We start from the raw sequence: 26,078 nt of genomic DNA on the forward strand, positions 1-26,078 counted from the left end.
CCGTCATGTTGTCGAACTCCATGATCTCATATGGATGACCTGCGGAGATGTGGTCGACATTCCCGTTGATAAGCTGTCCAAGGCTGTCCGCCAACACATTCCCCTCATAGCTGACACTGTGCGCGGGGTTCGGGCGCAGCTCCGCGCCTGCAGACGCCGTGATCGGATGATCGAATGCCGTATAGATGTCAACCCACGTCTGATAGGCAGCCGCATATTGCTCCTGATGCTGAAAGAGGAGGATCACCTTCTTGTACGCCGCAATCCGCTCGATCGCGCGCAGCATGAGCGGCGTGAACTGATGCACACCGTGAATCACAATGCGGTCTGCATCCAGATGAAGATCATCCGCCGCCCCCTGCGATGCCCCCCGCAGCGCCTCCAGCAGCGCCGCATCGACGAACGCCTCATCGAAGTCGCAGGATAGATTAAAAGCGGTCTCCCGTGCAGCGCAGAGGCTCTGAAAGAGTGCCACGATATAGTCCTGCTCGGGCGTCAGCTGATCGCGGCTAACCTCATTCACATCCACGTCCAGCTCCGCCATGACGCGAAGGCTGTCGAAGACCTCTGCGCGGTTAAACAGAAAGGCGCGCTCCATACGCTCCTGCAGAACGGGATCCGACATTGCCACCGTCTGATTGGCAATCGCGTTGTCGATCGCTGCGTGCTGCTTGATCCGATGCGCCGTACTCTCCCAGTCTTTGAACAGCGCTGCCAGCAAGTTCTGTACCGTCGTCACGCGTCCCTGCACGAAATCCGCCGTATAGAGCGTACGGAGTCCGTTGACGAGGGTCTGCGCAGCACAAAAATACGGGCAGGTGCGAATCTCGTCCCAATATGGCTCGCGATTCAGCTGATAGGGATCCTTGTATGTATAGATTGTGATCGACATCTCATTCCTCCATCAAAGAGCCCCAGCTGACAGCGGCTTTGCTGTCCAGATTCTGTATCCATACGCAGCTGTGAATGGCGCGTGTCAGCGCAACGTAGAGCATGCGGGATTCCTCCGCAATCTGTTCCTCGACCTCCACGTCCTTATCGTAGTTTGAATTCTTCTCGGTCAGATCGTTGCCGAACGGAACGATGTACGAGAGCTTTGTGTCGGCATAGCTCGCCTCCAGCTGCATTTTTCGCACCCTGCCGATATCCTCGTCCGTATATGGCAGGATGACAGCCCCGTACTCCAACCCCTTGGATTTGTGCACCGTAGCGCATACAAAGCGAATCCCCGCATCGTCCGCAGCACTCTCGCGTGCGGCGCGCTTCTGATTCGTCATGATGTGGACTTTCAGATAGCCCGTCATGCGGTTCAGCGTGAGCGTGTCCACGTTCGCGGACTGAATCATGCACTCCATCAGATACTCATAGTTCACGCGGTAGTAGTGCTGCTCCTCTGCATCGCGGCTGTACTGCTTCCACGGTTGGAGTGCTTCGTACAGGCGCCGCAGCACGAAGAGAATCGGCTGCGTGTACGCCGCGCTGACGATCTCCTGCCACGTCTGATTCATATGCGTGCCGAAGAACTCGTCCAATATGCGCTGCAAATCCGCAGCGCAGTCCTCCGTGCGCATGCCGCGATATACATGGTAGCCAGGCCGCAGTCCCGTATAGTTCGACTCGATGAAGTTGATGAGATGCAGGGGATTCGAGGAGTTGCCCAGTGCGAGCAGGAGCTTGTAGAGATCGTGCGTGGATTCGAGCTGGTACAGATCGCCACCGGACTTCGTGTGCAGCACAATGCCGTCCTGCTTCGCCGCCTGGATCAGCCGCTCCGCCTGCCAGTTCGTCCGCACGAGCACAGCGATCGTTCGCTCTGCCCTGCCGAGCGGCGGCAGCCTCTTCTCCTCACGCGCGCGCATCATCCCCGCGATCCGCGCCTCCTGCTGACGCAGCACGTCGATCACAGCATGAAAAAAATGCTTCTCATCCTTTGTGTGGACGGGAACGGAGAGAAACAGCTCCTCCCCCGCCGTCCCTACCGCAACGCGTCCCGTGAGGCGGTCAGCCTTTGCCTCGTACGGCAGACAGCCCGTCTGCCCCATGCCCTCGAACACCGCATGAAAAGCATCGAGCAGACGGTGATCCGTCCGATAGTTGATCGTCAGGTAGTAGGGATCAGCCCACTCGAAGAGGCTCCCCTTCCGCAGCTGATCGAACGCGCTGAGGCGCGCGCCGCGGAATCGGTAGATGCTCTGTTTCAAATCGCCGACGACAAAGAATCTGCAATCTGCATTCATCGCCTTTTGCAGCAGCTGAAACGTCTGAATCTGCACGTCGTCCGTATCCTGGAACTCATCCACGAACAGGTATCTGAGCCGCAGCGACGCAAGAGTGCCGGAAATCTGCCGCAGCACCTGATTCAGCAGGATGATGCACTCCATCAGGTCGATCTCGTTCGCGTCGTGCATCGACGTCGCATATGCCTCCTCGGCAGGCAGCATGACCTGCTCGATCAGATCGTTGAAAGGCAGAACGCCGTTGACCTCCACGCCCATCTGTGCGCGTTTGATCTCGCGCAGCAGGACGCTCTTCGTCAGGAGGCGGTCGGCGATCGTCATGAGCTTTCTCTTAAGTTCGTAGGAGGGGACGGGAATCTCATGCATAAAATTAGGATTTTCCTGCTCTGCGCGCGCAAGAAAATCCCCCAAATATGCATCGTATAGTTTTCCGCGCAGATATTCATTCGATCCGATCCGAAAATTCGTGCCAAGCCCCGTATAGAGCGGTGCGGTGCGCAGAATCTCAAGCGCAAAGCGATGAATCGTTGAGATGTGCGCGCGATCCACATCCTCCACGAATTTCAGATAGCGCGGCTGATTCGTCAGGATGAAATAGTTGACAAACATCTGCTTGAGGCGGGACTTCATATTATTCGCCGCGTCATTCGTAAAGGTGACCATCGCGATCTCCTCTTCCAAATGCGCGACAGCATCCGCCTTTTTGCTGCACAGAAACGCGACGCGGGAGACCATGGAGAAGGTCTTGCCCGTGCCCGCCCCTGCTGCAACGAGAACATTGCGATCCGATGGTGCATGCTCGACCAGATACTGCTGATCGTTGAAGTCCGACGATGCGGACAGGCGCTCGAGCAGCAAACGCTCCGCCCCCTCCCCCTCCTCATAGAAGACGGCAGATGCTGTGATCTCATCCAGGTGGTCGATCAGATAGACCTCGAGATGAAAACTGCGGAAGGAGCGCCCGCCCACGACGAGACCGCTGCGATGTCCGATCTGCAAGCCATGCGCAAGCGGCTCGATATTGCGCTGCGCGAATGCACGGCGAAACACCTCGGCTACGCGCGCATAGCTCTCCTGATCACCCAGAAAAACGACGTGCTTCGTGCCCGCAAAATACGCGGCGACCATCCGCTCAATCTCCGCCTGCGTGACTTCGTTCGGATGCACCGAGAGGATGGAGTAGGGATGCGCCGTACCCGCCATTTCCTGCACGGGCGGCTCATAGGCAGGCTCCCACGCCTGCCGCAGACGCACGATCAGATCGGCGGTCAGCGCATCGTGCGGGATATAGCGCAGAGCATCGTAGGCGCGCCGTATTTTCCCCAGCAGCGCATCCGCACGCTCCAAGTCCTCCCGACAGATCGTAAACTGCTCCTCCGACACCGTATCCAGCCGCGTATTCCGATACTCCTCCGCGCTGATAAACGGATAGCAGACCATATCAAAGACGCAGGGACTGAGGCTGTATTCCTCTGCGATCCTATTGAGCAGTGCGAAGCGGTACGCACGCGCCTGCTTCTTCGGCGAACGCTGCGGCTTCTCATAGCCCTCGACCACGATCTCGTCGACGCCGCGCACCGTAAGCTTATCCGCGAGCCAGCCCTTGACCTCGATCACAAGCACGCCCATATCCTCGATCAGCAGGCAGAAATCGTACTCCCGCCCGTTGATCTCGCGGTTGTTGTACGCCACAATGCTCTGCGGAAGAAAGCGTTCCAAACACTCCCAAACCTTTGCCTCCCCGCGGTACTCCGGTTTCGCATCGATCATCGTCGCCATAGCAATCCCCCGTGCCACATTTGAAACATCCGCCAAACATTACATGTTTATTATAATTCATTCTTCGCGCAAAAATCAATAGATAAAAGGATTTACACAGCAAACATCGAATATAATAGCAGAGAATATTTCAACAAATAGTTTTTGAGAGGAGAATCCATCATGAGCACATTGATTACAAACGACTTTGAGACGCGTCGCTATCGTCTTTTCGACGTGGCAAAGGAGGGCGACGTCGCCACGCGCACGCCGATCTACAGTACAGAGTCGACGAGCGGCGTGGTCTGGGTGCTAAAGCCGGGACAGGAAATCAAGCCGCACGGGCATGCCAAGGCGGATGATATCTGGATCTGCATACAGGGTGAGGGCGTATTCTATCCCACGCCCAATGAGGAGCGTCCCATCACAAAGGGCGATGTCATCGTCTCGGCGAAGGGCATGTGTCACGGCATGAAGAATACGGGCACGGAGGACTTTATCTTCGTCGGCATCCTTGCACCCGTTCCGGCAGATTATTTCCCCATTGAGGGGTGAGCCACAGACGTAAGTGGAGGCAAGGAAAATGCCCGCACAATCACATCGTCCAAGGACAAAATCAGCCCCTACGCCAAAGCCGCTCGCATGGTGGAAAAAGCTGCTGATCGCCGTGTTTGGCACATATATCGCGGCAAAATTGTTCGGTCTCATCGGCCCCGATGTCAGTACCGCAGGGATATTGCCGCACGCGGACGGGGATGGGCATGCAGAGAAGCCTCCCATCGCAACGGACGAATATCCCGACGATACATGGGACTATCCTGTGGAAGATCGGTACGGGGATGAGGATGATCTGCCGCCCGCAGAGGATATCTATGACGATTGGGGCGACTGGAATGAGGGCTACGACGACGATCATTTCAGCTGATCGTCAGCGATGGATCAATACAACACTCCCCTTCATGATGGAGACGAGTTCCACTGCCATGCCGATGCGGTTGATGTGCTCGGCGTACAGGCTGTCGTCGTCGGGCACTTTACGCGCCGCCACGCGCGCAATGCGCGCACAGACCTCATAGGCATCAATCGGCGCGTCGCGATAACCGTCCTCGAATTGCTCCGGATTCAGCGAGGTCTCCAAATCCTCAAGGATGTAGACGCCGCCGCTCGGCAACACATCAAACAGAGTAAAGAGTGCAAGCAGCTGATGGCTCACAATATGCGAGGCATCGTCGATGATGATCTGCGGCGCTATCTCCCTCAGGCGCATCACTCGTGCAGAGTCGGCGAGGTTTGCCTGAATGATATGGATGCGCGCCTCCTCGTATTGCCGCGCCCTTTCCTCTATATCAACACCGAAGATCTCCGCATGCGGAAAATACTCCTGCCACATTCTGAGGCTTGATCCGTTAAACACGCCAAGCTCAAGCAGACGCAGCGACTGCATGCGGAACCTCTCCAAAAAGAACGCATATTTGTGGAGATAGTTATGCTCCAAACTGCACTTGTCCGTATGATATTTTATCCCGATGGCATCGAGATCCGATTCCTCATCGAAATACCCCTGAGGCAGCGCACCGCTCGGAGAAAGGCATTTCCCGCTTCTCACATGGAACAGGGGAATCTGCGGAACCTCCGCCGCATCAGCCTCGCGTTCAGTATGGTGACATAATTCTCCCGTAGCAGATATTCCCCACCGACGATCAGGCAGCGCTTCCCGACGAGGTCTTCCTCCGAGAAGAATCCTTGCTCCCATAGATATTCGACAAACTTTTCTTCCATCAACAGCATGAACGACCTCTCCCTTTGCTCATCGTTCGTCTCCATCGCACCCCGACATTATGAGTATATTTCGCGCCTGTGTCCGATGGCAAGTGCGAGGATGATGAGCTGATCGTCCTCAATCGCGCAGATCAGACGGCAGTCACCGATCCGATAGCGCCACTGCCCTTTGCGATTCGCCGTGGGCGCCTTGCCAAACGCGCGCGGATTCTCGCAGTGCACAAGATTCTTTGCAATCCATCCGCGAATAATCCGCTGCGTATAGCGATCCAGCTTCTTGAACTCCCGATCAAAGGCGAACGTTGTCTGTACCTTGTACGTCATCTTCCAGATCCAGTTCCTTCCACAAGTCCTCAATCGGCTTTGCCTGCTTGCCGCCCTTCACATACTCTGCATACGCCTCCTCGGCAAGGGCAATGTCATACTCGTCCTCAATCTTCTCAAAGAGCGCCTGCTTGAACGCCTCGCCGAGCGAGATCGCGTGCAGCTTCGCATAGCTCTCGGCAAGCGCCTTCTCCGTATCCGTAAGCCTGATCGAAAAACTCATCTTCATCCCTCCTTTTGGTTACAATGTACTACAAGCATTTCTCTTTGTCAAATCATTTAATATGAAAGGATAAATGCCGATAATACTATTGGATAGTTTCGTATTCCACGGATTGGAGATGGTGACGTGAGTACAATGCAGATTTCGGGCAAGCTGCCCTTCCTGCATGGAGAGAATGCGGCGGGCAAGGCGCAGAGCGGGAAGCCGAATACGGTGACGGAGATTCTGAACCGAGCAGTCGAGGTCTATATCAGCGCAAAGGGGAAGTCCCTGAGCGAGAGCGCCGAGATGGAGGAGGATCTGACACCCGCCGAGGCAGCGCTTGCAGCGAATGATAAGGAGCTCGCCGATAAAAAAGCAAAGAAGGCACAGGCGGCAGAGATCGAGCATCGCATTCAGACGGACACAGACCTCACGGACGAGGACAAGGCAAAGCTGCAAAAGCGCGCAGATGAGTTGAAGCGCGCGGGCATGACGGACGAGGACAAGCTGAGTGAGCTGCACGGAAACGTAGAGAGACTCGAAAAGCTTGTGACAGATGGATTTGCCACTGACAAAGAAATCGAGAAGCAGCGCAGCCTGTATCAGTCCCAAATCGGCCGTCTGGAATCCGAGATGAAGGCAAAAGAGCACCACAATATGAAGCTGCGCGGACAGGCGATACAGGAGCGCGCCGACCGCGACGCAGAGATCACCAAGGCACAGGAGAAGGAGCGGGCAGAGCTGGAGGCTCTGCAGCCGGACTCGCTGTCCGCGCTTGCCGCACTGAGGGAATACCAAAAAACTGCGGCAGGAAAGAAGAAGGCCGATCGGAGTGCCGTTGTCGTTCCGACGAATAAGAATACAGGCGACGCATAATAAAAGGATAATCAACATGCCTACCAACTTTGATGAAATCATCGACCGTAAGAACACCTCATGTCTGAAATACGACTTTGCCGCCGAGCGCGGCTACCCCGCAGACATCCTGCCGTTCTGGGTCGCGGACATGGACTTTCGCGCCCCCGCCTCCGTCATCACAGCGCTCAAAGAGCGCGCCGATCACGGTGTCTTCGGCTATACGCAGGTAAAGGACGACTACTTCACCGTTCTTCAAAACTGGTTTCAAACGCGACATAACTGGACGATAGAGCGACGTGACCTCATCGTCACCCCCGGTGTTGTCTTTGCTGTCGCAGCCGCTATCCGCACCTTTACGAACCCAAATGACAGCGTGCTCATTCAGCCGCCCGTCTACTATCCCTTTGCGAACATGATTCGCCAAAATGATCGTACCCTTATCGATAATCCCCTGCACCTCAGAAACGGACATTACGAGATCGACTTCGAGGACTTCGAGCAGAAAATCGTCGCGCACAAGATCAAGCTCTTCATCCTGTGCAGCCCGCACAATCCCGTTGGACGCGTCTGGACACGCGCGGAGCTCGAGCAGCTTGCCGCCATCTGCCTGCGTCACAACGTCATTGTCGTCGCGGACGAGATTCATGAGGAATTCGTGCGCCCGGGCTTCCGTCATATCCCGTTTGCCTCGCTCTCGGAGGAGACAGCGGCAATCACGCTCACCTGCACCTCGCCGAGCAAGACCTTCAACCTCGCGGGGCTTCAGATCTCCAACATCTTCATCCGAAACGAGGAACTGCGCCGCCGCTTCAAGGAGGAGCTGAGCAGGACAGGCTATGACGAGCCGAATACGCTTGGTCTTGCGGGTGCCAAGGCAGCGTATGAGCACGGGGCAGCGTGGCATACACAGCTCCTCGCCTATCTCGAAGAGAATCACGTGCGTGCAAAGGAGTTCATCGCTGCTCATCTGCCGAAGGTAAAGCTGATCGAACCCGAAGGAACATATCTCCTCTGGCTCGACTTCTCCGCCTACGGACTGGCGGACGAAGCGCTCAACGAGAAAATCATCCGCGACGCGCATCTCTGGCTCGACGACGGTCCGATCTTCGGCGCGGGCGGTAGCGGCTTCCAGCGCATCAACATCGCCTGTCCGTGGGCAACACTCGAGCAGGGGCTCAAAAATCTCGCCGTGGCATTTGCCTAACGGGCGGTACAAAAAAGGAGACACAGCATCTTCGCCGTGTCTCCTATTTTTCGTTCTTATCCAATTTTCTCCAATTCCTTACGCCGTGCCCGCAGAATTTCAAGACCCTGCGGATACTCCTGAAGGAGCAGCAGCAGATTCGCCATCGTCCTGCTCGGCAGAACCTCGCCCGACTCGTACTTCTGGAACGCGCGCGCACCGCCGCCGAGGATTGTGCCCGCCTGTTCCTGTGTCAGTTGGAACTTCTTCCTAATCGAGCGGATTTCGGTAGGGAGGGGAAGCCCTTCCACTCTTGCCTTCATGATATTGAGCACATGATCAGATACCTTTGTGTCTTCCTGAGAATGTACCCCCCGCACTCCATCCTCCGAATACCACCCTGGCATATCGATTTCGATAGATTCCCCTTTATAAGAAAATGTAACTTTTCTGACCCCACGATGCAAGTCTTCACCTGTCTCAGGATCAATGATCGTATCTTTTTGTTCCATCATAATTCACTCCATTTCATTTTATTTTTCCTTAAAGGACAGTAATCGAAATTCCGAAATTTCTTGTTCTGCTGTAAACTTGATATAGAGGAGGTAGTCGCTAAACGGCACATGGTAGACATCCTGCCAGACTTTATGATTATACTTCGAGGTCATGGACTTATAGAATTGATCCTTCTTCATTGCCGCTACAACTCCGCGAATTCCCTCCATTTCAAAACCGAGCTCATGTGCTGACAGAAGTGCCGTGGTCGTGATCGAAAAGTTTGACTGCTTAAAATTCTCAAGATCATAGGTCGGCGTATATTTGTCCATAATCGGATAAATTTTTCTCTCCAACACCATCATCCTTTCTCTCTCCAACTTTACACCATAATGGTGTAAAAAACAAGACCTCCCCGATCTCGAGGAGGTCTTTCCCTATCATTCATTTTCCCTAAAATACTGCCACGCGTCCATGACATCGAGGAAGGCGCCGTCGAAGCCCGCCGCCATGATCAGATCGAGGTAGGCGTTCGGGCTGCCGTAGAGGAGGTCGTGCCATTCCTGCGACCAGTAGCGTGCCTTGTAGCTGCCCGGCCACGCGGGATTCGGCTCTGCGAGCCAGTGCGGACGCTCATTCTTCCATGTGCTCTGCCAGTAGGGGCGATAGTCTGCCGCCTCGCCGACGCTCATGTAGGAGAGGAGGAGGCGTTGCCCGCCGTTTGCCTTGCGCTTCAGGAGTGCGGTCTCCTCGCGCGTGAGTGGACGGTCGTCATAGTAGAGATCGACAATGAGGAGATCGTAATTCGTCGCGGCGAGCGCGGAGATATAGGATTCGCGCGTCTTGAAATGCGCGGGATTCAGCAGCACGAGGAAGTTCTTCACCTGCCTGAGCTGCGTGACATCGTCCGCATTCTCGTGCATCGGTCGGCGGTCGGGAATCACGTCGAGAAGGCGGTCGCCGCCGTCGGCGACATAGCCCTCCGCCGCGCCCAGTTCCTGCACATGGCGAATCTTCTTGCCCTTTACATAGTCGAGGATAAAGACCTGTTTGCCCGCGAGCAGTGGCTTGCGCAGCATTGCAGCGAGAAACTCATCCGTCTCACTGTCGTTGCGCTCCGCCTTCTCCCCATCCTCCTCATAGCCGGCATAGAAGCGGGACTCCATAAAGAAGCCGTCGAGTGCACGGATGAGGCGCGCAACATTCTCCTCAGAGTTGTCCTCCGTCACCTCGAGCAGCCCCGTGGGACCGTTGCCGACGAGCAGAAAGGACGGCGTACATGCCCGCGCATAGTCGCCAAGCTGCACCGTAAGATCGACCATCGCCGTCTCCGGCACAACGCGTGTCTCTTGCGGATGCTCCTCGGGGGTATGCCCGCAGGCGTGCGGCAGCTGATTGAGACCAAACAGCCCCGCAGCCCCCACGAGAAATGCGGCAACGCCCTTTTTGATCTTCCCCATATGTCCTCCTGTGGTTTACAAGGTCTCCTGATACCAGAGCGTGAATGCCCACCCGTTGTAGCCAAATCCGCCCTCATCGCTGCGGACAAAGCGCTCTGTCTGGAAGGTGAAATTCCTGCGCTCCGAGATCTTCCACTCCAAACCTCCAACGAGGGAGCGGCGACTGAATCCGCCGCCCGTATTGAGCGCAGTACGCAACGGATCAGATGTGTTGTTGACGTGCGCATAGTGCGCCATGATCTGCCATGTGAGTTTGTCCGAGATGCGGTGGCGCAGCCCGAGCCCATAGTACTGCCGCGCGACCGACTGCGAGGCAATACCGCTCGCCGCCTCGGTCAGGGCATAGATGGTATAGAAGCGCAGCTCATTCTTCTTCGAGATCTGCTGATTGTGGAAGAATCGCAGCTCCCAGTCGTCGCCGTCACGGTAGCGGTTCTTTCCCACAATCGTCCCCGTGTCCGTATCCGCCGCATCCTGCTCCGCGCGTTCGGTCGAGTTGTGATAGAGCTGCACCATGTACTGCTTCTTCTCCCCCGCATGGAGGTACTCAATTTCCTGTGAGAAAATATTGCCCGGCGAGACGTGCGCGCTCGGCACTTCCTTCGAATAGTCGTAGCCGCTGCGGATGGCATAGCTGAGGCGTCCCGTCAGGCGGTCGCGCTCGGTGATGAGATGGACGATCTCGATGCTTGGGATGTACTGCCATCCCGCGCCAAAATCCGTGAAACGCGCAAGCCCTTCGGGAACGACAGCATAGCGTGCAAAGCGACTCTGCCCTGTCGGCACATTCAGCGCAAATCCATAGTAAATACGATTGATCGGCTTCTCATTCCGCAGTGTAACACTCAGCTGCGTATCGGTCCAGCCCGAGACGCTCCCGTTCTCATAGCCCGTATCCGACTTCACATAGCCCGTCGACAAACCATAATCCAGCTTCGTCCTGCCCGCATGGGTACGCTCGAAGTACGAGAGCGGCATATAGAGCTGATGTCCTGCGCGGTCGCCCTGCCATGCGTAGTATTCGAGCCCCGACTGCCAGCCCCTGCCCTCGCCGAGGTATTTCATCTCGTGCTCGCTGCGTGCCAGCTGCTCTGCTGCGCTGATCTCGTCCCGCGCCGCCTCCGTCGCCCATGCCTTTGCCGCGCGGTCGTAGTTCTCCGCCTCGGTTTGATCGCTGCGGAGCTGTGCAAGGTCATCCGTGCTCGCCTTGAGCTCCTCCTGATAGTCCGCGACCAGCTCGCGCGCATCGCGCTCCGCGTCCTCCGCCGCCTCGCGTGCCGCCGTCAGCGCATCGAAATGCGCCTCGATCGCATCCAGAGCCGCCTGCCCCGCCTCGACCTGCGCCGTGATCCGATCCAGCGGCGAGACACCCGCCGTCTGTGCCGTGGGTGAACCGCCCGCGAGTGCCGCCTCGACCATAATCTGCGCGTCGACGATGCGGTTCTGCTCATAGCCGACCTCGCGCAGGACGCGCGCAACGACCTCGGCGCGGGTCTCGCCCTCCGGGGTGACGCCGCTCGCAGACGCGAGGGCGTTCGCGCGCGCATAGAGATCCTCCAGCTCCGAGCGCTGCGCATAGACCGTAGGCGCATAGTCCGCCTCCGCTTGCTGCGCGGCAATCGCCTCTGCCGTGCGCTGCGTGCGCGCCTCCTCTGCAACGGAGAGCGCAATGCGGACGGCAGCGAGATGATCCTCCGCCGCTCTCAGATTGTGCCCGACGAGCACGAGGTTCTGCGCCGCATCCGCCGCACCTGCGCGCGCCTCGACGAGATTGTGCTTGGCGTTCTCAAGGTCGATCTTTGCCTGCGCCAGCCCCTCCACCGCCGCATGATAGGTGCGGATCTCGCCCTCCACATTCATCATGTAGGAAAAATACCCCGGCACATCGTGCAGTGTATCGTGACTCGCCGCAGATACCTCGTCCGCCATCGCTCCAAAGCAGAGCGCACACGCCGCCGCAGACCGCAGGAGTGCGCCGCGCCGCCGCGCCGGCTTTCGCATCATGCTCATGCCTTCTCCATCCTTTCGAGATCGGGAAGCTCCTCCCCGTAGAGCCAGTTTGCAATCGTATAGAAAATCCCCGCATTCGCCTGATAGAAGACGGGCTGCGCACAGAACACATAGTAGTTGATCCCGCGCCCGAAGCGCATCAGCGCCCACACACCGTAGGCGAGCGCAAGCGCCGTCGCGAGGAAGAACCCGAATCCGTAGCTTTTCTCCCCGAGATAGAGACTGACGACACCGAAGACGAGATTCGCTGCGGCGGCAATCGCACCGATTCGCCACACCCCGCTCTGAAAGTCGAAGTACTCGAGCATAATCATGAACACCTGCAGCGCGCCCGCGAAGAAGCCCGCAAAGAGCATGACGTTGAACATATTGACCGCATTGTAGTCCAGCCCCGCGAACGAGAGCACATAGTTGCCAAACGCGAGGAAGACCAGCGTAAAGACAAATTGGAACTCAAATGCCTGCCGCAGCTCGAACCACATGACGTAGAGCAGATCCTTGCGCGCGTCCTCGATCATGTGGAGGTTGCCGCCATGCGTGATTGCAGTGAAATAATGCGCATACCGCTCGTAGAAATGCGTCTCCACCTTCACCACGAACATCGTCGTGAGCGGCAGGATCGAGAGCAGCGCGTAGAAGACAACCACATCGTAGCGCGGCGCATAGAGGAAGGTATCGTGAATCAATACGCCCCACGGCCCCTGCCAGATGATGATGTTCGGCAGAAAGAGCCCGAGCGTATAACCGAACGCCCCGATGAAGAGCCGCCCATGCCGTCCGAGGTACGGGAGGAACGCAAAGAGCATTCCATCGCGTGCGAGACCGAAGCGGCTCGTCACATAGAGGAAGAAGAAGAGGACAAGCACACCCATCCCGACATCCATCGCGAGCAGCGCCGCCGCAGCGGGCGGAAGCAGGGCCATATACAGAAAGACGAATGCCAGCGCGAGGCTGATGAGTACGCCCGCGAGATAGCCGAGAATGAGATATTTGAACTTCTTCACCGCCGTAAGGTAGACGCTGCCCACCCAGACGAGGAGCAGCAGAGAGAAGAAGAGATGTGCGAGCAGTTTCAGCTCGAATGCGAGAGGTTTGCCCCAGAAGAAAAGCACGGAGGCGATCGTCCCGAGCACGAGCAGAATCGCGCTCATGCCGAACATCGACGGTGTCACATCACGGTAGTGCTGCACCGTGATACAGTCCGCAAGATAGCGCGTCAGAACGATGGTAAAGCCGCAGGAGAGCAGCTGCGAAAAGACGAAGGAATAGACCACCGCCCCCAGAAAGACTGCCGACTCATCCAGACCCGCATCGTAGATCTGAAAGAGCATCTGAATCGCGAGCACCATACTCGTGAGAAGGGCGAACGGCCCCGTCGTCACGATTGCAGAGTAGGAATACGCCTTGATGTGTCCCGCCGCCGTGCGTGCACGGAACAGCCGCTTCAGCTCAAATCCGACGCCCGCCATGAGCCGCCTCCTTTCCCTCTATTTCATATGCGTTCCGATAGGCGTCAATGAACTGCTCGTAGGTATAGTACGCCTTCGTCCGCGCAAAACCGACCTCCGCCATCCCCCGCCGCAGCTCGTAGCTGCGTGCAAGACGCAGAATCTCGTGCGCCATCGCCTCGTAGTCCATCGGAGCGACCACCGCGCCCGCCGTCCCCAGATCGTCGTTGCTGTCCCCATAGATCAGCTCGCGGCAGCAGCCCACATCCGTCGTCACATAGGGGCGGTGCGCAGAGAATCCCTCGAGCACGGCGAGTGGCTGCCCCTCACTGATGCTTGAGAGCACGAGAATATCCATCTTCGGCAGGTATTCCGCCACGGGGATCGAGCCGGTGAAGATCACATCCTCCACCCCGAGCATCCGCACCGTCCGATGGCAGACCGCCACGTAGTCGGGATCCTCTTCGAGCCCCCCCATAACATAGAGCTGCGCGTCCGTCAGTTCACGCTTTACGACGGCAAACGCGCGCAGGAGCGTGAGGATGTCCTTGATCGGCACAACGCGCACGACCGCACCGATCGTGATCGCCCCGCCGTGATCCACGAGCGGCGGGATGTGGGTAAACCGCTCCATATGCACGCCGTTCGGTACGATGTGGATCTTCTCGGGCGCACAACCGAGATCGGCGGCGATCTGCCCGTTGTGCTCGAACAGCGTGTAGAGATGATCCGCCGTATTGTACGAGAGCTTTGCCAAATAGTAGAAATAGCGAATCCAGACACCCTTGAAATCCGGCTTTGCCCAGTCGCTCTTGATGATCTCCGCCTCGCGCTCACGCGAATAGATCCCGTGCTCGGTAATCATATACGGCTTGTTGTAGATCGTCGCCGCCATCGCACCGATCACACCGCAGTAGCCCGTTGCGACACTGTGGTACACATCCGCCTCGGGCAGTTTCTGTTGGAGCAGATAAAAGAGCGGCAGGAGCATGGAACGCATCGTCCAGAAAAAATCCGTGAACGGCAGGTTGTTGTACTCCTCACGATAGACGCGGACAATGATGTCGAAGAAATCACTCGACATGAATACTGCGAGCGGCGATTTCCAGCGTCCGTAGTGAAAAATCTCTGCGAGGCGTTTCAACGGCACTTCCCGCTTCCCGCTCACAAACTCGTAGAGCGTCTGCTGCTCCTCCCCCGTGAGGATGTTCTCCATCATCTCCGATCCGCGCAGGGAGAGAATTTCATCCAAAAAGGACTCCTCGACCCCGATACAGTTCTCGGGCAGCTTGTACTTGAATTTACCGCGATCCTTCGCCTCCGCCCCGACGGAGTAGATGACAAACTCATGCTCCGGCAGCCCCGTCATGAGCATCTGAACCCACGAGGACACCCCGCCCACGACGTAGGGATAGCACCCCTCCGCGAGGAGACAAATCCGCATTACTCTGCCTCCTTCCAGTAGATATGCGCCTCCGTGGCACTCGTGCGGATGAGATAGACGCCGTCATCCGCAACCTCCGCCGTGCAGTCCTCGGTACGGTCGATCTCATGCGCCGTCCGCAGGAGGAAGCGCAGCTCACCGCTGCAGCCCCATGTATAGAGGGTCATCCCCTCATCCGTCCGCCGCACGCGGTAGTCCATATCGAAGTAGTCCGAGTAGTACGGAATACTCTCCGAGGCGGTTGTCGCCGTCAGCCACGGGAAGCGCCTGTTCACATCGTGCATGAAGTTTTTCAGTCCGTTTTCCATCTCCGCCCAACTGCTGTCCTTGCTCTCCTCGTAGAAAATTTCATCGGGATGGACAAAGTGCGCAAACGTACCATTATAGTTCAGTACGCCGATTTCCTGCCAATACATCAGACCGCTTGCGGCGTGTCCCGAGCTGATACGCGGGATCTCGTAGACACCGTTCGGCTGACGCTCGAACTCCTGATAGTACGCCTTTTTATCCGCAGGACCGTCAAAGAGCGAGGCGAACACCTTCACTTCGGGGAAGACATTCTCCACCGCCTGCTTGCCCTCGGGGCTGAGAATATCCGACGGCGGCACATACGAGCGAAAGATATAGTTCGGATAGACGGACGTAATATAGTTGCGCAACTCCCGCAGCGACTCCTCCATATCCGCCTGACTTGCCCACGGCACATAGTCCAGCTCGCCCTGCCCGTAGCCATCCGGCGCGAGCGACTGGTGATTGTAGCCGTGCAGACCGAGCTCGCCGCCCATATTGAGGAGCTCGCGCCCGTAGATGATGAGCCCGTCGCGCGCAGCTCTCCCACCGAGCGGATGGAACGGTCCCTTGACCTGCGCCCCGTACGTCTCGATGATGACGCCCGTATAGCGGATGTCCTCATCCTTTGCGAGATGCTGCATGAACGGCCACCAGATCTTGCGGTAGAACGTCTCTGTATCCACGCCCAGCTCATCGTAGATCTTGTAAAAATAGCCCTCCGGAATGGGCGCGGGGAAATCGTCGATAAAAAATATCTTCACCCCGACCACGGGATAGATCGTATCCTGACCACAATGCGCAATCATCGAGGTCAGAATACCGACGTTTGTCTTGTCGTCGCGCTCCACCCCATTATAGGCATAGATTCGTCCCGCGCCAAGCGGCTTTTCCCAGAGAAGCGGCGTCCCATCGATACTGGCGATATGCACCTGTGTGTCCGCCGTCAGCGTGACCGTATTCGCGTGCGTTGTATAGACCGTTCCCTCGCCGAAGCGGAAATCCTTGCCGCCGACGAGAAAATTCGTCAGGAGATGAATCCCCCGCACATCCTTGGTCGCGCCCATCTGCGCGACGCCGAACGTCTGCAGTACATCGGCGGAGATCGGGAAATCCTCCTCCTGCTCGAATTTTTGCAGGAGGAGCAGCGTGCCGCCCGCGCGCGCATAGTCGAGCACGGCGGGCAGACTCGCTGCTGCGCCGAGCCGCCCCGTCGCGAGGATCACGCCCCGATAGGACGCATCCACGGCAAGGCTCTCCGTCAGCGGATGGCTCTCGAACGCCTTGCGCTTTTCCGTGAGGATCTTCTCCATATTGTGCCGCGCATACATACTCGGCACATCCTCCGGATCGTAGATGATGAGGAATTTCTCACGCGGCATCTGCTCCGTCGGCGCAGCGCGCAGAACCCCGCCCATCGGCAGTGCATTGTCCGCCACGCCCAGATGAAGGAAGCCGTCCATGCGGCTGTACTGGAAGAACAGACCTAGCGCGAATGCGATACAGAGGAGAATGCAGAGACTGCGCTTATTCACGAGCCCCACCTCCGTCCCAGTAGCGGATTGCCTGCATTGCCTCATTGCTGAGGCGCACCGGCAGCTTCTTCATCGCGTCGATCGACTCCTGCATGAGCGTCATATCGTGCGCCGCCTGTGCAAGGTGAAGCATGAGCAGCAGAGGGAGCTCCTCCCCGAGATGCTGTGCGCGGAATTCCGCACAGCGCTCCTTTGCCTCTGCGAGCCGCCCGCTGCGAATGAGCTCGCGAATCCCCTCCGCATAGTAGGCGGGGTGATCGGGATGACGCTCCGCAAGAATCCGCAGCATCTCCATATAGCGCTCACGCTGCTGCTCCCGCGTCACCGTATCGCCATACTGACGCAGGAGGAACTCACGCACCTTGTCCACATATTCGTTCAGCAGATCGTCATCATCCGCACCGTGCTTCATTGCCTCCTCGAGTGCGTAGATCTCCTCGCTCAGCTGCTCCATATGCGCCGTCATCATCGACACCGCATAGTAGGCAATCTCGCGGTCACTGTCATGCACTGCCTCGCTGAGAATCGCCTGACGCTCCACAACATCCTGCTTGATTGCATCTGTGAAAAACTTGCGTTTGAGCTTCGGGTCGTCCACGAGGAACACATCGCGCAGCGGCACAATATCCCCGCTGTATGCGTGCTCTCCGAAGGACATGCTCAGATCCTCCTCGTCCTCCTTCGGACCCGTGCGCTTCATCAGACCGAGCGCGTGCCCGAGGATTTCGTAAAGAACGAGGATGAGGAGCCCCGCGACAGGCATTGTAAGCACAACGCCGCCCTTTGCTGCAGCCGAGATCGTCCCCCGCATCTGCCGCTCATAGAGCACATAGAGGAGGGTCAGTGCGATGTAGGAAATGACGAGCATTTCTCCGAAATATCCGTCCCACATCATAGCGCCTGACTCTCCCCTGTTGCGATGCCCACCTTCATCAGGCGCTCCCGCACCATGTCCAGCGTCTTGCCCGCGACATCGGGCAGGAGGAGGGAGACTCCCTTCGGCGTCACGCCGATAAAGTCCTCACCGCGGATGCTGTTTGCAATCTGATGATCCAGCTCGCTGTAGCTGCGCCCCTGCACGTCAATGGCAAGGAGTGTGACGGGGTAATTCGGCTGCATACGGCGGCGTTCACGGAACTCCTCAATGACCTTTTCGAACTCCTCCGTACGCAGAATGCGCGTCCCGTCGAGATACTTGCGCCCCGCCGTCTCCTTATCCCACTCGTACGCGCGCCCAAGCGAGCTCGAGACGAGTCGCGCCGTGATTGAGAGGAGATTCTGCTCATAGAGACTCCACTGCTCGAAATCCAGATTGTAGATCTGAAGCACGGCAATGACGCGCCCATCGTATGAGATTGGCGCGGCGAGATCGGGCAGCCCCTTGATGAGGTCACGGTTGACGAAGATCTTCTTTTCATCCAGCATCTGCACAAGGTAGGGATTATCCTCCACGCGCACGGAGCGCGGCAGCTCGTGCGTATGACTGCCGAGGCGCACCTTCTGACGCAGATAATAGCCGCCCTCCCCCACAATGTAGACGACAACATCCTTGACGCTCAAAATATCTGCCGTCACAGCCGCCGTCTGCGTATAGAGGTTCTCCGTCTCGACCGAGTCCAGACGGGAGACAATGCGGTAGAGACGCCCGATGCTGTCGTCCGAGTTCACAATCTGACGATAGAGGCGATCCTTCACCGCGAGATTTTCCTTGAAGATCTTCTCGAGGAAGGAATAGCGGTATTGGAGACGCCGCTTGATGCGGCTGTCCGAGAGCTGCTGATAGCTCGCGCGGTCGGCGAAGTACCCCGTCAGCACGGCGGCGAAGAAATACGAGACGAAATGCAGGAACTCACGCGGGTTGTAGAGCATGGCGACGAGATCACCGCCCGCCCCAAGCAGGTTGTGAATGAGTAGGATCAAGGAAAACAGCGCTGCAATGAGTGCCTGCTGCTTGCCGTAGAGCAGCCCCATACAGCCGATGTAGATGAAGGCGAAGTCAAACGCCGTCATGCTGTTGACGGACGAGCCGCCCTGCAAATAGGAAATGCCCGCAGTCACGAGCGCGCCTGCCAAATTTTCCGCATAGGGGATGATTTGCAGAAGAATGCGCCCGAGCCATGCGCGGCGTGAGAATGCGCGGATGTCGCTCACATAGGCATCGCGAGACGCCTCCATCGCCTCGTACGTCTCCCTCAGCCCCGGGGCAAGCGGACGGCGCGAACGCCAGCCGAGCTGCTCCTCGATGACCGCACTCCGCATGACGGCACGCCCGTTCGGCTCGCGTGGTTCACCCTGCTCATCCATACAGGGGAAAAAGTCGGAACAGATCTGATACAGCTCCGCCATCGTCGTCCCGTGCGGCGCAGCAATGTGAAGATGCGCCTCCGAAAAGTCACGCGCCGCCGCCTGATAGAGGGCAAAGACCGCATCGCGCGCGTCGAGAAGTCCGCAGGAGACAGCCTCCGCGTTCGGATAGTGCGGGAGCGGACGCCGCATCAAAGGCGCACCAAAAAGACGTCCGATGAATCCATCGTCGGACGTCTGTCCCGGTGCGTAGAGTTCCGGAAAGCGAAGAATAGAGACGGGCGCGCCCTGTGCGCGGTAGGTCAGCCCGATACTCTCAAGACGTGCGAGGAGACGCCCCATCTCCGTCTGCGGTGCAGGCGCATCCGTCTCCACGGGCTGCGTGCCCGGCGCAAACACCTCGTCGTTCGACAGCAGGAAGATGCGCCGCACCTGCGCCCCTATCGCCAGACGCAGAAGCGCGTCGAGGCGGGAGGTAGCACACGCGGGGTCACGCTCCAACCGATAGACGAGGAGATCGAGATTCTGCACGGCAAAGACCGTCTTTGCCTCCTCGCTGTCAACTGCACAGTCGTACGTCTGAATCCCCTGCGGCGCGTTCTCCTCACCCGACGCCATGCGCGAGACTTCCCACGCCTCCTTGCGGAAACACGCTGCAAGAAGCTGTTCAAAATAGCGTGGGAGTCCCACGAACATTACTTTTTTTGTCCATGTACCCATATGCCAGTCCCATTGTCCCAATCCTCATGCGATACAGATGTGCGGTCGTCTTCTATGATGTTTGAAGTCAAGCCATCTTTTCCTGTATGCAATCACCCATATTGTATTTAGTATATATGGTTGGGTACATTGTCGCAAGGCTTTTATACAGGTTTTATTATAAATATTATTTTTCTAAATCTTTGTTTATTCTTTTTTGTTGCGCTATTCTGTTTTTATTTAAAGAAGCAGATACCCAGCCCCCTATCGATCAGCAAAAAGATCTGTGGAGAGATAGCGGTCGCCGCCATCGGGCAGCAGTACAACAATCGTCTTGCCCGCGAAATCCGGGCGGCGTGCAAGCTGTGCCGCCGCTGCAAGCGCCGCGCCCGAGGAGATGCCGACGAGCGCCCCCTCGCGGCGTGCGAACTCCCTGCCGTAGGCAAAGGCGTCCTCATTCTTCACTTGAATGACCTCATCGTAGACCTGCGTATCGAGTGTCGCGGGGACAAAGCCCGCACCGATGCCCTGAATCTTGTGCGGGCCCGGCTTTCCGCCCGAGAGGACAGGAGAGTCCGCAGGCTCCACGGCGACAACGTGCACGGCAGGCTTCTTGCTCTTGAGATAGCGCCCGATGCCCGATACCGTGCCGCCCGTACCAACGCCCGCAATGAAGGCGTCCACATTGCCGTCCGTATCCTCCCAGATCTCGGGTCCCGTCGTGCGCTCATGCACTGCGGGATTCGCGGGATTCTCGAACTGCGACGGGATGAACGAATTCGGTATCTCCTTCTGCAGCTCGACGGCGCGTGCAATCGCGCCCTTCATCCCCTGCGAACCGTCCGTGAGTACGATCTCCGCGCCGTATGCCTTGAGCAGGTTGCGGCGCTCGACGCTCATCGTCTCCGGCATCGTGAGGATCGCATGATAGCCGCGCGCAGCCGCCACCGCCGCAATGCCGATGCCCGTATTGCCGCTCGTCGGCTCGATCAGCGTCGCCCCCGGCGCAATCTTGCCGTCGCGCTCCGCCTGCTCGATCATCGCAATCGCAATGCGATCCTTCACAGAACCTGCGGGGTTGAAATACTCCAACTTGACCACAATATTTGCCGGAATGTCATACGCGCGTGCAAAAGATTTTGCCGCAAGCAACGGTGTGCGCCCGATCAGCTCCGTCACCGACTGATAGATATTTGCCATGATGGATTCTCCTTTAATTTTTAGTAAAAGTAAACATAGTGAAAAAGTAGGTATATATTACTGCTTTTTTTAGCGGATGTCAATAGGAAATATAAAAAGCTGCCGCATGAGAATGTTTCATGCGACAGCTCTAAGAGCAATCACGCAGTCTAGGAGGCGACACCACTCGCCAAATCCTCTACATTGAGATCACCCATATGCAGACTTGCAATGCCCTCATGTGCCATGCGCTTGATCTCCGTCATGAGATCGCGTATTGCAAGCGATCCGTTGAGCTTGCGTCGTGCAGCCAGGAGTCCAATGAGCAGCGGCAGATTCACCCCTGTGACAATACCGTAACGCTCATCCGTAGCAACCAAACGGCTCGCTTCATTAAATGGTGTTCCGCCAAAGAGATCACAGAGGAAGAGCACGCCGTCCTCGCAGTCCAGCTCCTCAATTGCCGCCTCATACCTCTGTCGAACGAGATCCGGCGTCTCCCACATTTGGAAAGAAACGGCTGACATGTTCTTCTGCGTGCCGCAGATCATTTCGGCAGCACGTACAAATTCCTGGGGCAAACTGCCATGACCACAAACAATAACTCCTACCATAATGCCCTCCTATAGCTCATCTTATTCCAGTATGTTTTTATTGTACAGAATAATTCCATTTTTAGCAAGTATTTTCAACCGAGTTCATCTGAGATTTTTTTCAAATCAAAAGTATCGAACAAAAACAATACAGTATATGAAGTGCAACAGAAAAAGAGGGCGCATTGTCCCTCTTTTTTTGAACACAGGAGGTTATCCCATTTTATGTCGGCGTGAAATAGACCTTGATGTGCGTTCCCTGCTCCACAATGTCGTTGACGCTGAGGCTCTGGGAGACGGCAGCGCCCGTGCCCTCGCTCTCGAAGAAGAGGCCGCGCTGCTCGGCGAGACGCGCCGCCTCACGCAGGGAGAGCCCCGTGAAATCGGGCACGAGCGCCTTGCCCTCGGGCGGTGTTGCGGCCGCCTCCATGCGCTTCTCCTTGTCGCCTCTGTCCTGCGGCTGCTCCTCGACCTCCTCCGTCCGGGTAAAGGGATTGCTCGACGGCTCGACATGGGCATAGCGCAGGAGCTGCGCAAAGATGCGCGAGGCGACAGGCGCGGCGATCTGACCGCCGTAGAAATTGCCGCCGCTTGGGTCGTCAATCATGACAAGCACAGTGAAGATCGGATCCTCCACGGGAGCAAAGCCACAGAACGAGGCGATGTAGCGCCCCTCCATATAGCCCGAGGAATCGAGGCGGATCTTCTGCGCCGTGCCGGTCTTGCCCGCGATGCGATACCCCTTGACCCCCGCCTTTGCACCGCCGCCCGTTGCAACGACCTGCTCGAGGAGGCCGATGAGTGTGCGGTTCACCGTGCGCTGCAGCGTCTCACGAATTGGCTGCGGTGAGCGCTCCTCATAGACGGAGCCATCGGGGTTCTTGATCGTGCGCACAATATGTGGGCGCATGAGCGTGCCGCCATTTGCAATCGCAGACATCGCTGTCACGAGCTGCAAGGGGGTCACGGCAATGCTCTGCCCGATGGCGGTGGTCGCGATATCCGAGTCACGCATATCCTCCGGTTTGAAGAGCAGCCCCTCCTCCTCACCCGGCAAATCGATGCCCGTGATTTCACCGAAGCCGAAGAGCCGCGTATAGTGCATGAGTTTTTCCGCGCCAAGCGAGAGCCCGACCTGCGCAAAGCCCGTGTTGAGCGAGTTCTTCACAATGTCGGTGAAGGTGACGGCGCCATAGCTCTCGTTGCTCCAGTTCTGGATGCGCCGGCCCGAGACCATGACGTAGCCGGGGTCGAAGAAGACCTGATTCGGCGTGACGATGCCCTCCTGCAGCGCCGCACCCGCGACAATCGCCTTGAACGTCGAACCCGGCTCGTAGATAAAGGAGACGGCACGGTTCTTCCAGTTGTCCTGCGGATACTCCCAGAAACGATTCGGATTATACGAGGGGCGTGACGCCATCGCAAGGATCTCCCCCGTCTTCGGATCCATGACGATCGCCGTAATCGAGGCGGGATTGTTCTCCGCCATCGCACGGTCAAGCTCCTGCTCCACCATAAACTGAATCGTACTGTCGATCGTCAGCACCACTGTCTTGCAGTAGTCGCCAAGATAGGTGCGCCGCCCGAAGAAGATGGAGTCGAGAATCGGGCGCCGCTGTCCGTCAACCGTCAGGCGCTCCTCGCGCACCTCGCCCTTGAGCAACGGATCGAGCGCCTGCTCCACACCGTCGAGTCCCCTGTCCTCCGTACCGACGAAGCCGAGCACATTCGCGGCGAGTGCATCGTTCGGATAGTAGCGCTTCGCCTCGTTCTGAAAGCCGAGGCAGTCGCTATACCCCTTCTCGCGGATGACGGCGCGCACAGCCTCGTACTCCTCGTGCTCGAGCTGCCGCTTGACCCAGACAAAGCCGCCGCCGACGGCGATGTCGTCGAGGATCTCCTGCTCCGTGAGCCCAATGACCGGTGCAATATCCGCCGCAATCGCCGCAGGATCATGCGACTCATAGACATGGTTCGGATCGATAAAGAGCGATTTCGTCATGTTGCTGACGGCAAGCTCTTTGCCATTGCGGTCGAGGATCGCACCGCGCAGGGACTGGATGCGGAACTCATAGCCGCTCTGGTCGCGCATCCGCTGTGCGAGTGCATCGCCCTGAATGACCTGCAGATAGGCATAGCGAATGGTCAGTACAACGAGGACTGCAAACATAATGAGGGCAACATACCCTATGCGCCCCTGTACCGTCGCCCGAACATTCTTCATCATGTGCCTCCCGCTCATCAAATCATTTCCCGTGTCATCATACCATAAACGGGCATGAAAAAAAAGCCGCTGCAATGCGATCTGCATTGCAGCGGCTTTGATATTCAACGAGACGGCTCAGTGATGATCTTCCTTCTCCGCCTGCTCGATTTCCTCACGCGTCACAACGCCCTCGGCGATGAGTTCGTTCACCCATGCGCCGTGGTGATGTGCGGCATAGGACGCCTTGATCGTGCCGTCCACCATGCCGTGGAGGGAGTCAGGATTGACGCCCGCCGCGAGGTAGATGTGCCCGAGCGCTGCGGCAAAGCAGACCGCCGCGCAGATGCTGTGAACGGGGATGGCATACGCCGTGATCGCTGCGGGCAGGATGCTGTCGCCCATCCAGAGGATGAGACCGGAGACAACGATGACAACGGAGAGGGCAAGCTGCAGGGCGATGTTCATCTTCTCACCGCCGTTGTAGAAGCCCTGCGGGGGCATGTGGGGATCCTTGCCCATCAGCTCGATCGGGAATTTCTGCATGAATTCCATATCCTTCGGGCCAAAGCTGAAGATCTCCTTAATCATGATGATATAGCCCTTGCGCGCGATGATGAAGCCGACGATCGGGGTCAAGATGAACATGACGCCGAATACGCGGTGCGCGTACATGAGTGTCTTATCACCAAAGATGTCGTACATGAAGCGGAAGGTGTCCGCATAGAGCGGCAGAGCCGTGACGAACAGCATGAAGAACGCAAATGCGTTGAGCCAGTGACAGACAGCGAATGCCTTCTCGTGGCGCGGAACATATTTCTTGTTGATCAGCATCGTGCTCACCCCTTCTCCTGATCCTTCGCCGCGCTCTTGGCGCTCGATTTCATCATCTTCGTGAGCACCATGGCACCGACGATACCGGCAGCTGCGCCGCCGATGGCAAGTTTCGTAAAGGCACGGCCTGCCTTCCAGAGATCAATGGACAGCGGCGTCGAGGGGTTCGCCGGCAATCCGAATACCTCGGGTTTCTCGGGCAGGACGTAGATCATGTGCGTACCGCCGACCCCCTCGGGACAGTAGATGTTCGCGTTCGGATGGTTCGGTTGGATCATCGCGAGGCGCTCCGCCGCGAGCTGCTTCATCTCCTCAATCGTGCCGAACTCAAGTGCGTGTGCCGTACAGGTCTTGGCGCACGAGGGCTTCAGAATCTCTCCCGTCGTCTCGTAGCCGTGTGCGATGCGGTCGTAGCAGAGATCACATTTCGTGGACTTGTGACGAATCTCGTCAATCTTGGGAATGTGCCACGGGCAGTTGTGCTCGCAGTAGTGGCAGCCAACGCACTTCTCTTCGTTGATGACGACAGTGCCGTTCTCATTGCGGTCAATGGCGTTCTCGGGACAGCCCTTCGCGCAGGCGGGATCGCCGCAGTGGAAGCAGTTCTTCTTGAAGAAGTCCCAGTGGAACTTCCCCTTGTCGTCAACGCGCTCCTTCATCTGGATGAGCGTATAGACGCGTGAGCTGAGATCCTTGTGCGACTGGTACTGCCCTTCGAACGGTGTGTCCATATCGGGCGGCAGGTCGTGCCACTGTTTGCACGCCACCATGCAGCCGCGGCACGCAGTGCAGCGCGACATATCATGCAGCATTGCAATTTCCTGTGTCATGACGCTTACTCCTCTCCTTATGTGCATTGAAATGTTCTATTCTAATATTGGGTTTCCCTTTTTATGAAGCCCCTTCTCCTCGGCAAGGAGATCGAGATGAACGCTCGCCCAGTCCTGCCGGTAGATAGCATCCTCCGGACTGCCGTCTACGGGGCCGCGATAGGTCTTGATATAGCTGTCGCAGACATCGCAGATATCCAGCCGCATCGCGCTGTCATGTTCCGGCTCAAGGGTGTGCATCTTCTCCAGATTCGTATTGCCGCAGTAGACACAGCCAACACGCGCATAGAGCCAACGCGTACCGCAGCCGCCGCACACAAGATGACGGATTCGTCCCTCACGGTGTTTGCGAAGATCTGCGATCACCGGCCGCCGTCCACAGACGGGACAAAAGTTCTCGCGGAACTCCGGT

24 protein-coding genes and 1 pseudogene are annotated in these 26,078 nt (G+C 57.4%); 4 read left to right on the forward strand and 21 right to left on the reverse strand.

Going from position 1 to position 26,078, the window contains the following annotated elements:
* Together AXF19_RS01470 and AXF19_RS01475 are read right to left on the reverse strand one after the other, a co-directional pair.
* Positions 1-892: pseudogene (locus tag AXF19_RS01470) on the reverse strand (hypothetical protein); the annotation flags it as partial.
* A 1-nt stretch (position 893) separates the two neighbouring features.
* On the reverse strand, positions 894-4,052 hold the full coding sequence (locus AXF19_RS01475; protein WP_237141647.1) for a UvrD-helicase domain-containing protein: 3,159 nt from the start codon (positions 4,050-4,052) through the stop codon (positions 894-896).
* A gap of 126 nt (positions 4,053-4,178) precedes the next feature.
* Between AXF19_RS01475 and AXF19_RS01480 the strand changes: the two genes are divergently transcribed.
* Both AXF19_RS01480 and AXF19_RS01485 read left to right on the forward strand, forming a co-directional pair.
* Entirely contained in the window at positions 4,179-4,550 is a 372-nt protein-coding gene (locus AXF19_RS01480) for a cupin domain-containing protein (protein ID WP_066844096.1), read from the forward strand.
* 28 nt (positions 4,551-4,578) lie between these two features.
* Complete coding sequence (locus AXF19_RS01485; RefSeq protein ID WP_066844099.1) at positions 4,579-4,920, forward strand: hypothetical protein; 342 nt, start codon at positions 4,579-4,581, stop codon at positions 4,918-4,920.
* 3 nt (positions 4,921-4,923) lie between these two features.
* Here the strand turns inward: AXF19_RS01485 and AXF19_RS01490 are convergent, their stop codons facing one another.
* Genes AXF19_RS01490 through relB form a run of 4 tightly spaced genes read right to left on the reverse strand, consistent with a single transcriptional unit; the run spans position 4,924 to position 6,321 of the window.
* Entirely contained in the window at positions 4,924-5,601 is a 678-nt protein-coding gene (locus AXF19_RS01490) for a class I SAM-dependent methyltransferase (protein WP_237141648.1), read from the reverse strand.
* Positions 5,598-5,819, reverse strand: coding sequence for a DUF1068 domain-containing protein (locus tag AXF19_RS14895; protein WP_237141649.1), 222 nt, complete (start codon positions 5,817-5,819; stop codon positions 5,598-5,600). The genes AXF19_RS01490 and AXF19_RS14895 overlap by 4 nt, the downstream gene beginning before the upstream one ends.
* Before the next feature lie 12 nt (positions 5,820-5,831).
* Positions 5,832-6,098, reverse strand: a complete 267-nt coding sequence (locus AXF19_RS01495; protein ID WP_066844103.1) for a type II toxin-antitoxin system RelE family toxin — start codon at positions 6,096-6,098, stop codon at positions 5,832-5,834.
* A complete protein-coding gene (gene relB / locus AXF19_RS01500) occupies positions 6,064-6,321 on the reverse strand; it encodes a type II toxin-antitoxin system RelB family antitoxin (RefSeq protein ID WP_066844106.1) in 258 nt (85 codons plus the stop codon). The genes AXF19_RS01495 and relB overlap by 35 nt, the downstream gene beginning before the upstream one ends.
* Positions 6,322-6,456: 135 nt before the next feature.
* On the opposite strand from relB, the gene AXF19_RS01505 reads away from it, so the two are divergent.
* Both AXF19_RS01505 and AXF19_RS01510 read left to right on the forward strand, forming a co-directional pair.
* Positions 6,457-7,179, forward strand: a complete 723-nt coding sequence (locus tag AXF19_RS01505) for a hypothetical protein (protein ID WP_237141724.1) — start codon at positions 6,457-6,459, stop codon at positions 7,177-7,179.
* Between the two features lie 16 nt (positions 7,180-7,195).
* A complete protein-coding gene (locus tag AXF19_RS01510) occupies positions 7,196-8,365 on the forward strand; it encodes a MalY/PatB family protein (RefSeq protein WP_066844111.1) in 1,170 nt (389 codons plus the stop codon).
* 56 nt (positions 8,366-8,421) lie between these two features.
* Here the strand turns inward: AXF19_RS01510 and AXF19_RS01515 are convergent, their stop codons facing one another.
* The 15 genes from AXF19_RS01515 to AXF19_RS14900 form a co-directional block, all read right to left on the reverse strand.
* Positions 8,422-8,859, reverse strand: coding sequence for a type II toxin-antitoxin system MqsA family antitoxin (locus AXF19_RS01515; protein WP_335674937.1), 438 nt, complete (start codon positions 8,857-8,859; stop codon positions 8,422-8,424).
* Positions 8,860-8,877: 18 nt separating this feature from the next.
* Positions 8,878-9,204 carry a type II toxin-antitoxin system MqsR family toxin gene (locus AXF19_RS01520; RefSeq protein ID WP_216634954.1) on the reverse strand — a complete coding sequence of 109 codons (327 nt, stop codon included), beginning with the start codon at positions 9,202-9,204 and terminating at the stop codon, positions 8,878-8,880.
* A 75-nt stretch (positions 9,205-9,279) separates the two neighbouring features.
* Entirely contained in the window at positions 9,280-10,299 is a 1,020-nt protein-coding gene (locus AXF19_RS01525) for an endo alpha-1,4 polygalactosaminidase (protein ID WP_066844114.1), read from the reverse strand.
* 15 nt (positions 10,300-10,314) lie between these two features.
* The gene (locus AXF19_RS01530; protein WP_066844115.1) at positions 10,315-12,309 is read right to left on the reverse strand and encodes a peroxidase; all 1,995 of its coding nucleotides are present in this window, start codon (positions 12,307-12,309) and stop codon (positions 10,315-10,317) included.
* A complete protein-coding gene (pelG, locus tag AXF19_RS01535; protein ID WP_066844117.1) occupies positions 12,306-13,778 on the reverse strand; it encodes an exopolysaccharide Pel transporter PelG in 1,473 nt (490 codons plus the stop codon). The genes AXF19_RS01530 and pelG overlap by 4 nt, the downstream gene beginning before the upstream one ends.
* Positions 13,759-15,201: a GT4 family glycosyltransferase PelF gene (gene pelF / locus AXF19_RS01540; protein ID WP_066844120.1), complete on the reverse strand. Its 1,443-nt coding sequence runs from the start codon at positions 15,199-15,201 to the stop codon at positions 13,759-13,761. The genes pelG and pelF overlap by 20 nt, the downstream gene beginning before the upstream one ends.
* Complete coding sequence (locus tag AXF19_RS01545) at positions 15,201-17,024, reverse strand: DUF2194 domain-containing protein (protein ID WP_066844123.1); 1,824 nt, start codon at positions 17,022-17,024, stop codon at positions 15,201-15,203. The genes pelF and AXF19_RS01545 overlap by 1 nt, the downstream gene beginning before the upstream one ends.
* A complete protein-coding gene (locus AXF19_RS01550; protein ID WP_066844126.1) occupies positions 17,017-17,919 on the reverse strand; it encodes a hypothetical protein in 903 nt (300 codons plus the stop codon). Before AXF19_RS01550 ends, AXF19_RS01545 begins: the two co-directional genes overlap by 8 nt.
* Positions 17,916-20,024 (reverse strand): GAF domain-containing protein, encoded by a 2,109-nt coding sequence (locus AXF19_RS01555; RefSeq protein WP_237141651.1) that lies wholly within the window; start codon positions 20,022-20,024, stop codon positions 17,916-17,918. The genes AXF19_RS01550 and AXF19_RS01555 overlap by 4 nt, the downstream gene beginning before the upstream one ends.
* Before the next feature lie 267 nt (positions 20,025-20,291).
* Positions 20,292-21,227: a cysteine synthase A gene (cysK, locus tag AXF19_RS01560; RefSeq protein WP_066844131.1), complete on the reverse strand. Its 936-nt coding sequence runs from the start codon at positions 21,225-21,227 to the stop codon at positions 20,292-20,294.
* 149 nt (positions 21,228-21,376) lie between these two features.
* Complete coding sequence (locus AXF19_RS01565; protein WP_066844134.1) at positions 21,377-21,820, reverse strand: PTS sugar transporter subunit IIA; 444 nt, start codon at positions 21,818-21,820, stop codon at positions 21,377-21,379.
* A gap of 202 nt (positions 21,821-22,022) precedes the next feature.
* The gene (locus tag AXF19_RS01570) at positions 22,023-24,023 is read right to left on the reverse strand and encodes a penicillin-binding protein (RefSeq protein ID WP_066844137.1); all 2,001 of its coding nucleotides are present in this window, start codon (positions 24,021-24,023) and stop codon (positions 22,023-22,025) included.
* Between the two features lie 117 nt (positions 24,024-24,140).
* Positions 24,141-24,836, reverse strand: a complete 696-nt coding sequence (locus AXF19_RS01575) for a formate dehydrogenase subunit gamma (RefSeq protein WP_066849950.1) — start codon at positions 24,834-24,836, stop codon at positions 24,141-24,143.
* Between the two features lie 5 nt (positions 24,837-24,841).
* Positions 24,842-25,666 (reverse strand): 4Fe-4S dicluster domain-containing protein, encoded by an 825-nt coding sequence (locus AXF19_RS01580; RefSeq protein WP_066844139.1) that lies wholly within the window; start codon positions 25,664-25,666, stop codon positions 24,842-24,844.
* Positions 25,667-25,702: 36 nt separating this feature from the next.
* Positions 25,703-26,078, reverse strand: a 376-nt coding sequence (locus AXF19_RS14900; protein ID WP_237141652.1) for a formate dehydrogenase accessory protein FdhE, incomplete at its 5' end; no start/stop codon positions are given.

It is taken from the genome of Selenomonas sp. oral taxon 126, from assembly GCF_001683335.1.
Classification (GTDB): domain Bacteria; phylum Bacillota; class Negativicutes; order Selenomonadales; family Selenomonadaceae; genus Centipeda.